Genomic DNA, 14,259 nt, shown 5'->3' with positions numbered 1-14,259 from the left:
CGCCAGATGTTGCTGCATACAAAATCGTCATACTATTAACGCCGAAATCCCTCTCTGGAGCATTCCGCGATGTCATCGAGTATTGACCTTCACTTCTTCCGCATCCTTGCGGACAGTTATCACCGACTGCTCAACAAGTCGCTCGTTCCCGCCGGGATGAATGCGTCCGAAGCCGCGACATGGCTGTACGAGGAGGCGCCGTTCGGGATTCTGGCGCACGATTTAGCGGTAGATCCCGTGTTCGTCTACGGCAACAAGCGTGCGCAGGCCATTTTTGGGTATGACTGGGACGAACTCACCGCCCTACCTTCCCGGTTCTCGGCGGAGCCAATGGAGAGGGGCGAACGCCAACTGTTTCTTGAAAAAGTCGCGCGAGATGGCTTCGTGGCGGGATATCGAGGGATACGGATCACCAAGTCCGGCACACGCTTTTGGATCGATCATGCAACGGTGTGGCAACTCACTGATGCGGCCGGAAATCACTGCGGTCAGGCAGCGATGATCCCTGAGGTACACGCCATTGAGTAGTTCATGCAAACCGGGCAAGAGTCTTGGAGTCCGCGATCAGGTAACGAATTCGTTCCATTCGCCTTAACTAATGCTTTGGATCGGAGGCAGGTCTGCAGCGTGAGTGTTGTTGCCTGACCGACTATCCGACAATTCCGAGTCGGCTTCCTTTGACACGCTTCATTGACCACTCATGCTTCTTCAGTTCTTCCTGCCATATCTAACGCTTTGCCATTTGGCCTCTTGGGGCTTGGCACAAAATCTCGAAGGCCTGAGGTTATTCAAATACCTGAATACCTCGCCGATGCAAGTCGGCGACGCCATCTTCTATCCCCTCAATCTCAATCCGGCGGTGGGTGTCGCTAACTTGTCCGTTGTTCTCACGGGTTTTCTCGCCATCATATTCGTGCTGAACATCCGAGCCTGCTTCTACTTGAACAAGTGGGTCGGTGGTACCGGTTTGACCTTATGGCTATTCCCTGGCCTACTGAGCATGTTCGGCTACATGCCGGATATTCGCGGCATAGCGCCGGACGTATTCCTCTTCGGTGAAGGTTTCCCCGGCAGCGCGGAATCAGCGGCGGCCAATCTGCTCATGTGTCTGGTCGCCGGATGGTCTCTCATCATGCTACTCAGTTCGCTCTGGAAGAAAAACACCTTCAAGAACGTCTACGACCACATTTGGTACACCATGGGACTGATCGCGGCCCTGTACTTCGTGGTAGACGCCGGCCTTTCATCGTACAAATCCGATCTGACTGAGGCCGACGACCGCATGGTCCGTACCCTACAACTGTTTCGAGTGGCGGAAAAACATCTCGACGTCTTGTGTGCTCTGCCGGAAACGGCGGGGCTATCTCCGGCCTTGTGTGCGCTGGCGCCGGAGTTGAAGTGGGGTGTGCGCAGTTACCTAGACATGAAAGGCAATGTGCGCGCAAAGATAGAGCCGCCCAACTGGGTTGCCGAGATCGCCAGCGATCCCGTGTTGGCGAGCCAGATTAGAGCGCTCAACAATTGGGCCTGCACCCAAGGCCAACAGCCGGCACAGTGCCAAACAGCTCCCAGCGATACGGCTTTGTCAATCCACGACATGGACACACCCCTAGCTTTTCCGCCACCTAGCTATGCGAAGGCAATTCAGCAGTTACACGCCTCCATGGAAAAATCCGATCGACGTATCCACGATATTGAGCGAGGACACAATCTTCGCTATTTCGGTTTCCTCATTGTTGCGTTTCTGGCGGGAGGGAAACTAGCCAACGCTTCAAGGGCGATGGTCAAAGATGACTCTGTCCGTCCGCGGTCGTGGATACTCACCACTATCAAATATGTCGTCAAGAAAGCAAAAGCGACGCTCCAAGGTTTGGCAACGCTGATTGTCGACGCGTGCTGTTACCTAGCCCAACAAATTGCGGTGCTACTTGCTCGCTATCGGGTAGCCAGAGCAGTTCGCCTTGAGCAGCGAAGAAAGGCGGAAATTGAGCACGAATAGACTCGTGGTCAACGAATCAACGCATGTGATGCAACAGAACACCGGTGGCTCCGTAGCCTTAGTGACCTGAGGCGGAATTTTGTGACCAATCAAGCAGTGAGCCTCGCGTCGTGGAATCGTTTATCTTGGCGGATTGCCCGGTGTTTACGGGCTTCTTTATACAGAGGATCTGTTAGAAGTTTCCGACTAACAGCCTCGTTCTCGGGACTTCCAGTATTCTTTCGGGAACTTCAGTGGGATCGCGATGGCAAAGGTACGAAAGACGGTCGACAGTGTACGGGCATCTAGGGATGGCCACGAATTCCATGAAGCTTGGGTAGCGCGTAAATGTCTGGGATTGTTGTTGCCCAGAGACGATCTTGTCGGTATCGCCATCGAAGGATTTGGCACAGAAGATCAGAAGCTTGTCACTGCCGAGGCCAATGAAATTGCCGATGCGGTGCTCTACTTTGGTCGGCGCGCGACGTTCTCCGAAGCGAGGCAGGTCGTAGTCGTACAGGTGAAGTATTCCAAGGCTGCGGAAATTAAGCCTTTCCGTGTGTCGGATGCCAAGAAGACCTTGGATAAATTCGCGGGAATCTATCGCGCGCACAAGCGCGACCATGGCACCGAGACGGCGCGCGACAAGCTTCGCTTCGAGCTGGTTACGAATCGCCCGATCGCAGCAGTCTTCACCAACGCGCTGCTTGGTCTGGCTCGAGGCGACCTACTCGACGGTGAGACGAAAGAACAGGCAACTCAAATCACAGCTGCTTGCAAGCTGAGAGGCAAGGATCTCGCTGAGTTCGCGGCGCGCGTCGTGATGGTTGGTTTGACCGGCGATCTGCGGTCCAACAAGGAGCAGCTGGCCATCACGCTGGCTGATTGGTCACCAGCACGTGATCACATGGCGGCCATTCGCCTCAATAGCATACGAGAGATGGCGCGAGATAAGGCTGGGCTCGCGAAGCAGCACCGCAACGTAATCGCACGCACCGATGTCTTCGCTGCGCTTCAACTTTCCGATGACCGTGACCTGTTACCTTGTCCGGCAAGCTTTCCGGAGGTGGGTGCGATCGTGGATCGCGTGCAATTGGACGATGCCATCGCTCGGATCCCCCGACTCACCAAGCCATTGGTCGTCCACGCTGAAGGTGGCGTTGGCAAGACTGTCTTCATGACCTCCCTAGCGGCCCGACTGTCGTCGTCGCACGAGACAGTATTGTTCGACTGCTTCGGCATGGGGCAATACCGCGCCCCTGACGATGCCAGACACTTGCCCGGCCGGGGGCTCGTCCACATTGCCAATGACTTGGCTTGCCGCGGCTTGTGCGATCCGCTACTCCCTTCGACGAGCAACAGCGAAGACATTGTTCGTGCGTTTCGCGTGCGCTTAGAGCAGGCGGTCGCCACACTACGCCTCGGCTCGGTCGACCGGCAACTAATCTTGTTCTTGGACGCGATCGACAACGCGAACGAACTCGCACGCGATCGTGGCCAGGATGCTTTTCCGAAGCTACTGCTCCAAAGCCTGGAACACGGGATACCAATTCCGGGCCTGCAGGTGGTGGTCAGCGCACGCAGCCATCGACGCCAAGCTGCGACAGGCGGTGCGTCCTGCGAAGAACTGGAGCTTCGGCCGTTTACGGAGCCCGAAACGCATACGTTTTTGGGTTCCCGTATTTCGAAACTGACAGAAGCGATGGTGCAGGTCGCTCAATCCCGCTCGCTGGGAAACGCACGTGTCCTCGAGCACTTAGCCAAGGAGCCTGACCTACTTGCGCCGTCTGAGATCGGGAAGCTCATTGAGCTCGACGACTTGATCCGACAGCGCATCTCGGATGCGCTGGTCGAGGCGAGGAGGTTGGGCAACACCGACGCGAACATTCGAGCGTTTCTCGCGGGCTTGGCTACGCTGCCGCCACCAGTACCTCTTAAAGAGTTTGCTCAGGTCAATGGCATGCCTGAGGGCGCCGTAAGGAGCTTCGCTGCCGACTTGGCCCCCTTGCTTGAACAAACGAGCCATGGGCTGATGTTCCGTGACGAGCCAACGGAGACTTTGATTAGGCACGATTACGCCGCCGATGCAACGACGTTGCGTATCCTGGCGGACAATCTTCTCGCGATGCAGTCGACTTCGGTCTACGCGGCCACGACCTTGCCGGAACTGCTCCTGCAGTTGTCGGATGGCGATCGCCTGTTTCAACTGGCGTTTGACGAAAGGTTGCCGACAGCGATCACCAGCAAGGTTGGGCAGCAAGCGATCCGCCACGCGCGCTTGAGGGCGGCGGTCGGACACTCGGTTCGTGAGAGCGAACTCGATCATCTGGTGCCGTTGTTGGTTGAAATGTCTACGCTGGCTTCGGTAGATCAGCGCGGGACCCAGTACCTGCTGGATCATCCTGATCTCGTCGTGACCGCGCGGGATATCGACTCATTGCGACGCCTGTTCGAAGCTCGGACCAAGTGGGCAGGGTCTCGCCATGCACGCCTCGCTATTGCTCACGCGCTTATGGGCGAGAGCGCTGACGCCGTCCGACATGCGCAATGGGTCTCCGAGTGGCGCGCGCACTACTATCAGCAAAAACCCGACCATTTTCAGGACCGTGCCAGTCCGACGGTTATGGATATGGCGGCAATCCCGTTTTGCCATTTAGCGAACGGCAACGGTGAGGCGGCGGCGCATGACTTAGAGGGGTGGATTGACTGGTACGCCTATGATGTCGCGAAGGCGACGTTTGAAATGGCGAGTCGCCCCGAATCTAGGCTCCTCTTCGCCCCCGATGTTATGGACCGGTACTTGGCCAGCCTGAACACGTTCGGGCCGCTGGCGGCGGCCGTTCGGTACGCGACTAGCGACGAGAATCGTAGGCGTGACCTCATCGTCACTCTGGCTAGAGTGTGCGCTAACGAGAAAGCGGTCGATCTGGGCAAAGACCACCATCGAACCGGCCAACCGGCAATCGTTCGAGGCCTTCTCGAGGCTGCAGCGGCCGCCATCGCGCTGGAAATGCCAGTGGAGGCCAAGGCAATTGTTGATGCGTTGCCTCCTGTGCCGCCGACATTGCACTCCTTTCGGGAGCCCCATTGGGCCGGTGAGGTCTACCCGTTTGTGGCGCGGCAGGTTATCGCGCGTATCGCGGACGGTGAGCCGATCTATGATCGGCACTTGCTACCACGCGAACTGATCGAATTTGCTCAAAAAGTTCCGGCCGACACCCGTGGAAGCGAATTCCGCAAAGAACTTCAAGCAGTGCTCGAAGCGGAATACCGAGCGAAGGGCAAGTCGCCTGATGCCAAAGAACGGATCAGCTACGATGACAAGACGTCGGCGGAGCGCTTCCTCGATCAACACCTGTCGACTTGGGTGAAAGTCGCGAATGCGTTCGCACAGGCCTTGGGTAGTGGACACGGTCGTGCTGCGGCCACCCTGTCGCCACTGACGAGTTTGTGGAAACAGCTACGCGTCAAGGAAGACCATTACTCCGGTAGCAAGAATACCCAGCGACAGCACAACGCGGTTGGGGAGCGTCTATTGACCCTCGCGCTCGTTGCAAACCTCGACGTGAACCCATCGGAACTCTCGACGTTCGTTACCGCTGCCGCCGAACCCGGGGCAACGCCGGTGCCGAAGATCATTGAGCTGGTGGAACTGCTGGCCGCTCGCCCGGCCTTTCAGGCATTGGCCGGTGCGCTTGCTGTCAAAGTGAGCACCGCGATAGAACAGGAAAATGAAGTGGGGGAGCGCGCGGAGCATTTTGCCCGCCTCGGCCAAGCCTTGGCTGTGGCAAGTCCCTCCGAGGCGGTCGAGTACTTCAGGCGGGGCTTAGATCAGTTGGACGCAATCGGTTCCGGTGATTACCGATTCGTGGACGGACTGATGCACCTCGCCAGCACGCTGAAAGGCGACCATATTGACGATCGAGATAGTCACGCCTTGTCCAACATCTGCGAACTCAATCTTGGGGAGGAGCGGAAGTTCCACTGGGGCATGTTTGGAAATGCGATGTCTAGGGCGTCTGGGCTGAAAGGTTTGGCGAAACTGGCGCGGTGGCAAGACCGCGATCGAATTTCGCTCGATTACACTTTGCTGCCCTATCTGCGAGCTTTGGTCGAAGATGACCAGCTCGATCCTGACCTCGCCGTGATTTTGCTGCGACTTTCCAACCCTGCCGAGCTCTATGTCTGTGGCACCGAGCAGTTGGTTGCCACGCTCGAGACCAAGGTCTGTAGGCACCAAGTGCTCCTGGTGCGCGAACTCGTTGCTCAGTATCTGCAGAATAATCCAGGCTCGTTGAGCTCTGAAACCCCACGCGTTCTCGCACAGTTCGCTAAGAATGTGTTGGGCGAAAATTCGCGGGAATGCGGTTACCTTTTGGCTGCAGCTGAAAGGATCGAGGTGGCGTGTGACGACTACAACACGCTCAATAACTGGCGTCCATCCGAACCCAGGCACAGTGCAGTCGAACGGCAGAGCGAGGAAGCAGCAGCTCGGACTGCTGTCTTGGCCCTCGCGGCCGATCTGAACCCACTCGATGACGTTTCGGTGGCTCGCGCGCTCGACGCGGCCTGTGCCGTGCGAATTGGGATGAGATTCTCGCGTGACGTACTTGATGTGCTGAGGGCGAAAGTCGCATTTTCGGACTGGCCGCAGTACATCAAGCTCATCGCACGTCAAGGTTTGCTCGACCTATACGACAAGGAATATGAACTTCGGCAGTGCAAGGAGCAGTGGTCTGGCGCATCTTTGGCTGTAAGTAAGGCATTGCGGGACTGCGCTGAAATCATCGTATGCGAAAACGCGCTCGAGTTCATCTCGTCGGACTATTTGTCGACGTATCACGTCAAGGCGTTTCAGGATGTCTGTGGCGTTGATCGCTGCACGCTGTTGATGTTTCTGATTCGAGAGCTATCGCATCCGAAATCCCCCGTTCCTGCATCCGTATGGCTCAATTTTGCTGCGGAGTTCAACGAGCTGGCGATGCCGGGCGTGGGTCAGACGGCGCTGACTCGTCTGCTCCAAAGCGGTCCGGCGAAGCTTGCTTCCAGTGCCGAGGATGGTCCTTGGAAGCCAGAGCTGTATTCGAACGGCGACCCTGTCGAAACGACGGCTGGGTTGATCTGGTTTGTGTTGGGTTCTCCGGTGGGCGAGCGACGATGGATGGCAGCCCACAGTTTGCGTACCGCGATTCGGTTAAGTCGTGCTGACGTACTGGACGCTGTCATCACGCACTTCGATCGACGTTGTTCTCCCTGTTTTCAGGCGCCCGAACTGCCGTTCTACTATTTGCACGCACAGCTTTGGCTTTTGATCGCCATGGCTCGGATCGCTCCGGAAGCGCCTGCTGAGATCGCACGGCACAGCACATTTCTGGAGAAGATCGCCTTTGATCCATTGGACAAACATGTGCTTCGCAAGCACTTCGCCGCTCGGGCGCTGAACGCGTGCGTGCAACGCGGAGAGATTACGCTGTCAAAATCCAAGATGAAGGTATTGGACGCGGTCAATTGTTCCCCTTATCCGTTCAAGCGGTCGAAGGACTATGTAGGCAATTCATATCGGCGATCGCGGCCCGAAGGTGTCGACAGACCCAAGCCGGAGTTACATCTGGACTATGATTTCGACAAAGACGACGTCGCGCACATGGCCAACCTATTCAGACATCCGCATTGGGAAACGGTGGATGCCGTGACTGTTTGGGTGCGTCGACATGACGCCGGCATCACGCACATGCACGAAACAAAGGGTAGATTGCAGTCTGGTCGTGACTACGTCAGAGGCATCAACCCCGACTATCACACGTACGGAGAGCAGCTATGCTGGCATGCGTTGTATGGCGTCGCTGGCGATCTACTCGCTGGGCACCCTGTCGTGCGCGGACCGTACGACGACAACGATCCGTGGGGAAAATGGCTTGGGCGTCAGGTTCTAACGCATGCGGACGGCCTATGGTTGGCAGATGGCACGGATTGGCAGCCCGTCGATACGTGGAACACGCTGCGTGTCGTGGGTCAGAAGGGTGTCGAACTGACAAGTGATTCAGCGACATTGCAGGCGTTGCTCGGGATCGAGTCGGCAGTTGGCGACTGGTTAGTTGTGGACGGAGACTGGAATTCAACGGAGGGCATTGGTATCTGCGTGATGTCTGCTTTAGCGCCACGCGGTGAGAGTGTCGCCTTGGCCGAGGCCGTCGCCGCGGCAGATCCCTTTCAAGCCTATTTTCCGCGACTTCGACCGTATGAGGACGACGATGCTTCCGAGGCGCAGCGGAACGCGCCATACTTGCCGTGGATCGTGGTGCCAGATGATGATGCTCGGCTGGATGAGGCCGATTCGTTGGGCGCGTCGGCGGCCGCCTCGCGTCGACGACTGAGCCAGGCAGCCATTGACTTTGGGCAGCTTACATCGACCGATGCGTTTGGCCGTGCGTGGGTGAACCCATCACGCGAGGTGTTGGTGCGCTCTGAAGTGTGGATGGACTCTAGCCACAGGCGAGAACGCCGAGCTATGGGAGCACGACTCCTCTGCCGCGCATCCTTAATTCACGACTATCTCGCTGATAACGACGCGGATCTGCTCTTGTTGGTTCGCTTGCGGAGCTATAACGAAGGCTACGGTCGTGAGCGTTCTCGGTTTTGGCATACCACCGGAGTGGTGCGTGTGACTCCGTCGCTCGTAATCAGTTTTTACCCGGGCCGGGCCAACGAGCTGCACGAATCGAAGTACTAGCTGCGCCTGAATTGTCTCAATGGCAGGTGCTGTGCAAGCGGCTCGGCCGGACCGTTTCCCGAAGCCGGAAGGTCTATCTCGAAAAAATGGTACGATGTGAGCAGATGTTCTCATCGCAATGAGTGAGCGTGTCGTGGCCGCATGCGATACAAATTCAATAATATTGCGACTGATTCACATTCACTAAAGAAAACAGGGAGCGGAGCATCTCGGTCTGGACGTTGTTCCGCGATTTGCTTTCCGCCCCACCTCTCCAAAGGCCCACTCGATGAGTTGGCCTTTTTTACTTGTGTCCGGCTTTTCATGTCCCTTTGTCGTGGGGTACGATTGGTGTGATCGGAGTCGAAGCAATCACACAGCGAAAGGCACGGGGAATGAAGACCATCAAAAAGCTCATACTAAAAAACTTTAAGCGCTTCAAGAAATTGGAGATTGAGTTTGACCCGGATCTGAATATTCTGATCGGGGGAAATGAAGCAGGGAAAAGTTCAATTCTGCAGGCACTGGATCTGGTAATGAGTGCGAGTCGCAGTAAGGTCGAAGGAATTGGCTTGGAGTCTCTGTTTAATGCAGCATGCATCGAAGAATTCATGGGTGGTGCTCGCAAGATTTTTGATTTGCCGACGATGACCGTAGAGGTTCATCTCGACGGGTTTGCCGATCCTGAGTTGAACGGCAAGAACCACAGCAAACGAGATGTTGCGTTGGACGGAATCCAACTCATCTGCGAACCTGTAGATGAGTACACCAAGCATATCGAAGAAGTCCTGAAGGATCGAAATTCGAGCTTCCCGTTCGAGTACTACGCAATCCGATTTTTGACATTCGGTGGAAATTCGGTTCATCCTTATAAGAAACCACTTAAGCATCTGCTAATCGACAGTTCGCAGATCAACAATGAGTATGCGACGCGTGAATACACGCGATCAATGTACCAAGCTAACGCCTCCGTACTGGAGCGAAACCGTCACGGGCTGGAGTACCGGAACGCCAAGACCAGGTTCCGCGACGCCGTGTTGTCCGACATCAACGACAAGTTGCCTGACTACAAGTTCGGTGTCAGGAGCAGCCCCAGGGCCAGCATTGAAACGGACATCATGATTACCGAAAGCGACATTCCCATCGACAGCAAGGGGAAGGGGCGCCAGTGCTTCATCAAGATCGAGTTCGCGCTACGGGACCGCGAACACACGTTAGACGTTGTCCTATTGGAAGAGCCCGAGAATCATCTCAGTCACGTTCACACGCGAAAACTTGTCGACCGGATCAGTAGTGCGACAAAGAAGCAAATTTTCGTCGCTACGCATAGCAGCATGATCTGCACTCGCTTGAATCTACGGAAGGCAGTCATTCTCAGCGAGACTGATCCTTCATGCCCGATGCCGTTGAAGGAACTTCCGCCCGATACCGCAACTTTCTTCATGAAAGCTCCGGATAACAACGTACTCGAGCTAGCCCTGTGTAAGCGAGCTATTCTCGTCGAAGGAGACGCAGAATTTATTCTGATGGAGGCGCTCTACAAGAAGCACGGGGACGGCGGTTCCTTGGACAAGGATGGGGTACATGTCATCTCTGTTGACGGTACCAGCTTCAAGCGCTATTTCGATCTCGCCAAGGTGCTTCAGATCAAGGTGGCAGCAATTCGTGACAACGACGGGGAGTATCGAAAGACGTGCGTGGACAACTACGTTGACTATCAGGAGCCCACGATCAAAATATTCGCCGATCCGGACAACAAGCGCTCAACCTTCGAGATCTGCATGTACGAAGACAACAAAGACGTGTGCGAGGATCAATTCGCGGCGGGAAGAAAGAAACTTACCGTCCAGGAATACATGCTGAACAACAAGGCGGAGGCAGCGTTCGAGCTTTTGGATAAGAAATCAGATCTCCTTGTGGCACCGGCCTACATTCAGGAGGCGGTTGCATGGATAAGACAGTAATCTTCGCCGTCGCCGGTTCGGGAAAAACATATAAGATTGTTGAGAAATTGGACGAAGTGCGACGCGTCTTGCTTGTCACATACACAGAGGCAAACAGGGAAAATCTGAGAATCCGAATCATCCAGAAATTTGGATATTTTCCGGAGAATATAGTCCTCTATACCTACTTCACATTTTTACACTCGTTCTGCTATCGGCCGTTCCTGCTGGCGGAGAAGCGCACAAAGGGTGTGACATTCCAGCGGCCGCCAGAAAAGGGGCCAATGTTTGGTGTCGCGGATGATCGGCGCTATATGACTTCGGGGCGCCGGCTATATCACCACCGACTTGCAAAGTACGTGGAGCAAACGGGTACGGTCAAGGATGTGATCGCTCGAATCGAGAAGTACTTCGATGCCTTCTTCGTTGATGAGGTACAAGACTTTGCTGGACATGATTTCAATCTGCTGATGCTGCTGTGCCACAGCGACGTCGAGTGTATGTTTGTGGGTGACTTTTATCAGCATACGTACGATACGAGCAGAGACGGCAATGTGAACGCCAATCTCCACGTCGACTACGAAGCGTACAAGGCGCGCTTCAAAGCGGCAAAAATGGAGGTAGATCTCACGTCACTGATGAAAAGCCGGAGATGCAGCAAGTCGGTATGCGATTTCATCTCCGCGCAGATCGGGATACAGATCGAGTCGCACTCGGACACGATCACTGACGTTCGATTGGTAGAGGATCGTGCGGTCGCGCAAGAACTTTACGAAGCGCCTAATATCGTGAAGCTCTTTCTGCAAGAGCATTACAAATATGATTGCTACTCGCAGAACTGGGGGGCATCGAAGGGTCTCGACCACTACGGGGATGTATGTGTGGTGCTGCATCCTGCTGCACTAGCTGCTTGGAGGGCTGGAACGTTGGCCGCCCTCAATCCGGAGACTCGAAACAAGCTCTATGTCGCATGTTCACGAGCACGTGGTAATTTGACTTTCGTTCCAGATGCCCTTTTTAAGAAACACAAACGTACGCGAGTTGGGTAGTGTTCATCGCGATGTGGGGCTAGCGTTTAGAGTTTCCGCGATAGATCGCCGGCGATCCAGGAGGATCGGCTTCTATCGTACTGAGGTATACGTTGCCATTTCTTTCTCCTTTGATGGTGTCGACGATATGATAGTGTTTCCGATTGGGCCGGTGGCAAAATTTGGTCACCAATTTCATGGCGAAGTTCTTCCCGGTTGAGTGCGACACAGCGCGATGCGGCGACTGTATGCACCCGAACTTCAGTAACTTGTCTATGGCAACCAACAAAAATCAACATTTTGTTCCTCGCTGTTATTTGCGATCGTTCACGAAGAACGAGGAAAATGTCACCATCAATTTATTCAATATCGACAGGGCAAAATTGATTGAAAATGCTGCCGTTAAGCATCAATGTTCGGGATCGTATTTCTATGGACAAGATGACAAGCTAGAGGCCGCAATACAGGGTAGTGAAACGGCGTACGCGAGCCTGCTGCGCAGGATCCGTCAACCCGGCTATGAACTCGACGATGCCGACCGGCACTCGCTCAGATTTTCTTGGGCTCTCTAGCATCTGAGAACTGAAGCCGCATCGCAGCGTGCAGTAAAAATGGCCGCATCCACTGATGCGGTGCTGGGTGAGGAGCTGCTTTCATTTCGATTTGGTATCCGAGAGGCTGTACAAATTGCGATGCAGACGGTGGTCGACGTAAGCGACTGTGTAGATGATCTGAAAGTTTGTCTCGTAAAGAACAGAACGGACGTACCGTTCTTCACTTCTGATGATCCTGCTGTTGCAACAAATCGTTGGTATCTTGAGGACCGTCGAGCTTTGGGATGTTCGTTTGGATCGTCATCCTCGGGTTTTCTGGCATTTATGCCACTGACTCCAGATATTCTCTTTGTTGCCTACGACGGCGATGTGTATAGTGTTCAGCACAATAATGGTTGGGTCGAAACTAGGAGTCCCGGAGATGTGAAAGCGCTGAATCAGCATCAGATAATGAATTGCTTTGCTAATCTGTATGTACACGACGCAAAATTTGAAGGTGAAGTGCGGCGACAAATTGCAGACTGTGCTGACCGACGACTAGAGGCTAAGCATAGAGTCAACTACGCCATTTTGGATGAGGAGGGATCGAGTCACACTCACTCTAGATATCGTGTTGTTGAGCCGACAGACGAAACACGACAGGGCAAGGCAATTCTCCACATGCAGACACTCCACCCGCACCCGACACGATGGCCAGCGTTCCTTCGGTCGAGGGCCCCAGGTGTTGTCTACACGAACGGGACTGGATTGAATTACATCCGATACAGCCACGTCGTTACCACGCACAGCGCTAATCCCTTTTGGAAGGAGCGTGCGCGCTGATTATGTGTTGGCGGTGGTCGTGAGATTCGTTTGCGATGGAAGTGGCAATTTTTGCATTAACTGACGCACGAAGAGCATAAAATCGCTCAGGTCTGGTAAATGACAGAAGAAATTACATTCTGGGATCCGTGGGTTTACATGCGTACCCACCGTTTCGGTCGCCGGCCACTCATTATTGGAGAGGCACCGTCGCCGCAGGCACCGACGCTATCCTGGTTCGCTGATGCCAAGAGTACCAAAAACTTGGCGGCTGTTATCTTTGGGGCTGCTGCAGAGGCGGACATGCTGACAAGTTGCTTCGAGATGCGCAACGTTTTCGATGTCCATCCAGGGAGGAGCAAGGATGGATTCTCCGAGTTTGATTCAGATCGTGCGGCGATTACTCTTCAGAGAAACTCGGATTCTGGTCTCTTCGACGATCGAGTGACGTTCTTCTTGGGCTTGCGCGTTGCCGCTGGACTTTGCAGGACTGAATCATACGAGCCGGCATTGTCTGAGGACAGTCGGTTTGTTGCTAAGCACGGGTGGATTGATTGGCTGCCCGTCGAGGGGAGCACGAACCTCTTCGGGCTGTATCTCTTCGTGCCGCACCCACAGTCATACGACTTGCGCTACAAGCCGAAGGATCTTGTGAAACTGTCCGCACTATTTCGTGCCGCACTACTATTGCCGCCGCTCAACTTTCAGTTCAGGTTCTGAACATGCTTGGGCGAGATCACCCAACCAAGCTCTGCATATCGAATCGACAAAGCGCGAACACTCGTCGTGGCCTTCGTATCGAAGTGTTCATCTGATCACGGAAGTGGTCGTTAGCTGTTAGCTGTTAGCTATTTGCAGACTCTGCACACATTTATAGCAGACGCGAGCCAGCCATCGGGCCGTCAACCTCAAGCAACCAGGGCTTCGGCAACTCGTATGCGGCGTAGGTCGGACCGTCTCGATCCATGAGCACCACCTTTTTTGGGGGGCCAACCGTGCGCGCAAGTCTTTGATTTTAAGAACTTCTAGGCTGGGGTTCGATCGGAGGTCAACTTTTCTGCGAATTTTGTAGGGAGAGGCCATCTTTTCTGCCACATCGTTGCGGGAAAATTCGCAGAAAAGACGGCCAAATCATTGATTTGTATGGACCGCGGAGGCCACCTTTTCTGCGAACCTACAACCCGCGGCGCGGATTCCTGTCGGCGCGTTCCGTCGATGTCGTCGTCGGCCCGCTCCCGGCGACCGG

Annotated in this window: 8 protein-coding genes; all 8 read left to right on the top strand. The window is 54.9% G+C overall.

Translation table 11 applies throughout. The annotated features are described in order from the left end of the window. Positions 1-69 precede the first annotated feature (69 nt). Positions 70-528, top strand: coding sequence for an MEKHLA domain-containing protein (locus SB786_RS15805; RefSeq protein WP_209926017.1), 459 nt, complete (start codon positions 70-72; stop codon positions 526-528). 172 nt (positions 529-700) lie between these two features. After that, complete coding sequence (locus SB786_RS15800; protein ID WP_410728249.1) at positions 701-1,999, top strand: hypothetical protein; 1,299 nt, start codon at positions 701-703, stop codon at positions 1,997-1,999. 343 nt (positions 2,000-2,342) lie between these two features. Continuing rightward, complete coding sequence (locus tag SB786_RS15795; protein ID WP_410728248.1) at positions 2,343-8,708, top strand: hypothetical protein; 6,366 nt, start codon at positions 2,343-2,345, stop codon at positions 8,706-8,708. Between the two features lie 374 nt (positions 8,709-9,082). Continuing rightward, positions 9,083-10,651 (top strand): ATP-dependent nuclease, encoded by a 1,569-nt coding sequence (locus SB786_RS15790; protein WP_410728247.1) that lies wholly within the window; start codon positions 9,083-9,085, stop codon positions 10,649-10,651. After that, entirely contained in the window at positions 10,636-11,679 is a 1,044-nt protein-coding gene (locus SB786_RS15785; protein WP_410728246.1) for a DNA helicase UvrD, read from the top strand. The genes SB786_RS15790 and SB786_RS15785 overlap by 16 nt, the downstream gene beginning before the upstream one ends. A gap of 176 nt (positions 11,680-11,855) precedes the next feature. Continuing rightward, on the top strand, positions 11,856-12,230 hold the full coding sequence (locus SB786_RS15780; protein ID WP_410728245.1) for a DUF4238 domain-containing protein: 375 nt from the start codon (positions 11,856-11,858) through the stop codon (positions 12,228-12,230). Between the two features lie 39 nt (positions 12,231-12,269). Next, the gene (locus tag SB786_RS15775; protein ID WP_410728243.1) at positions 12,270-13,034 is read left to right on the top strand and encodes a DUF4238 domain-containing protein; all 765 of its coding nucleotides are present in this window, start codon (positions 12,270-12,272) and stop codon (positions 13,032-13,034) included. A 99-nt stretch (positions 13,035-13,133) separates the two neighbouring features. Further along, positions 13,134-13,733: a hypothetical protein gene (locus SB786_RS15770; RefSeq protein ID WP_175824219.1), complete on the top strand. Its 600-nt coding sequence runs from the start codon at positions 13,134-13,136 to the stop codon at positions 13,731-13,733. Positions 13,734-14,259 lie beyond the last annotated feature (526 nt).

It is taken from the genome of Burkholderia sp. SIMBA_062 (genome assembly GCF_046534765.1).
Taxonomy (GTDB): Bacteria; Pseudomonadota; Gammaproteobacteria; order Burkholderiales; family Burkholderiaceae; genus Burkholderia; species Burkholderia ambifaria.
This window is presented reverse-complemented; position numbering and strand designations above follow the sequence as displayed.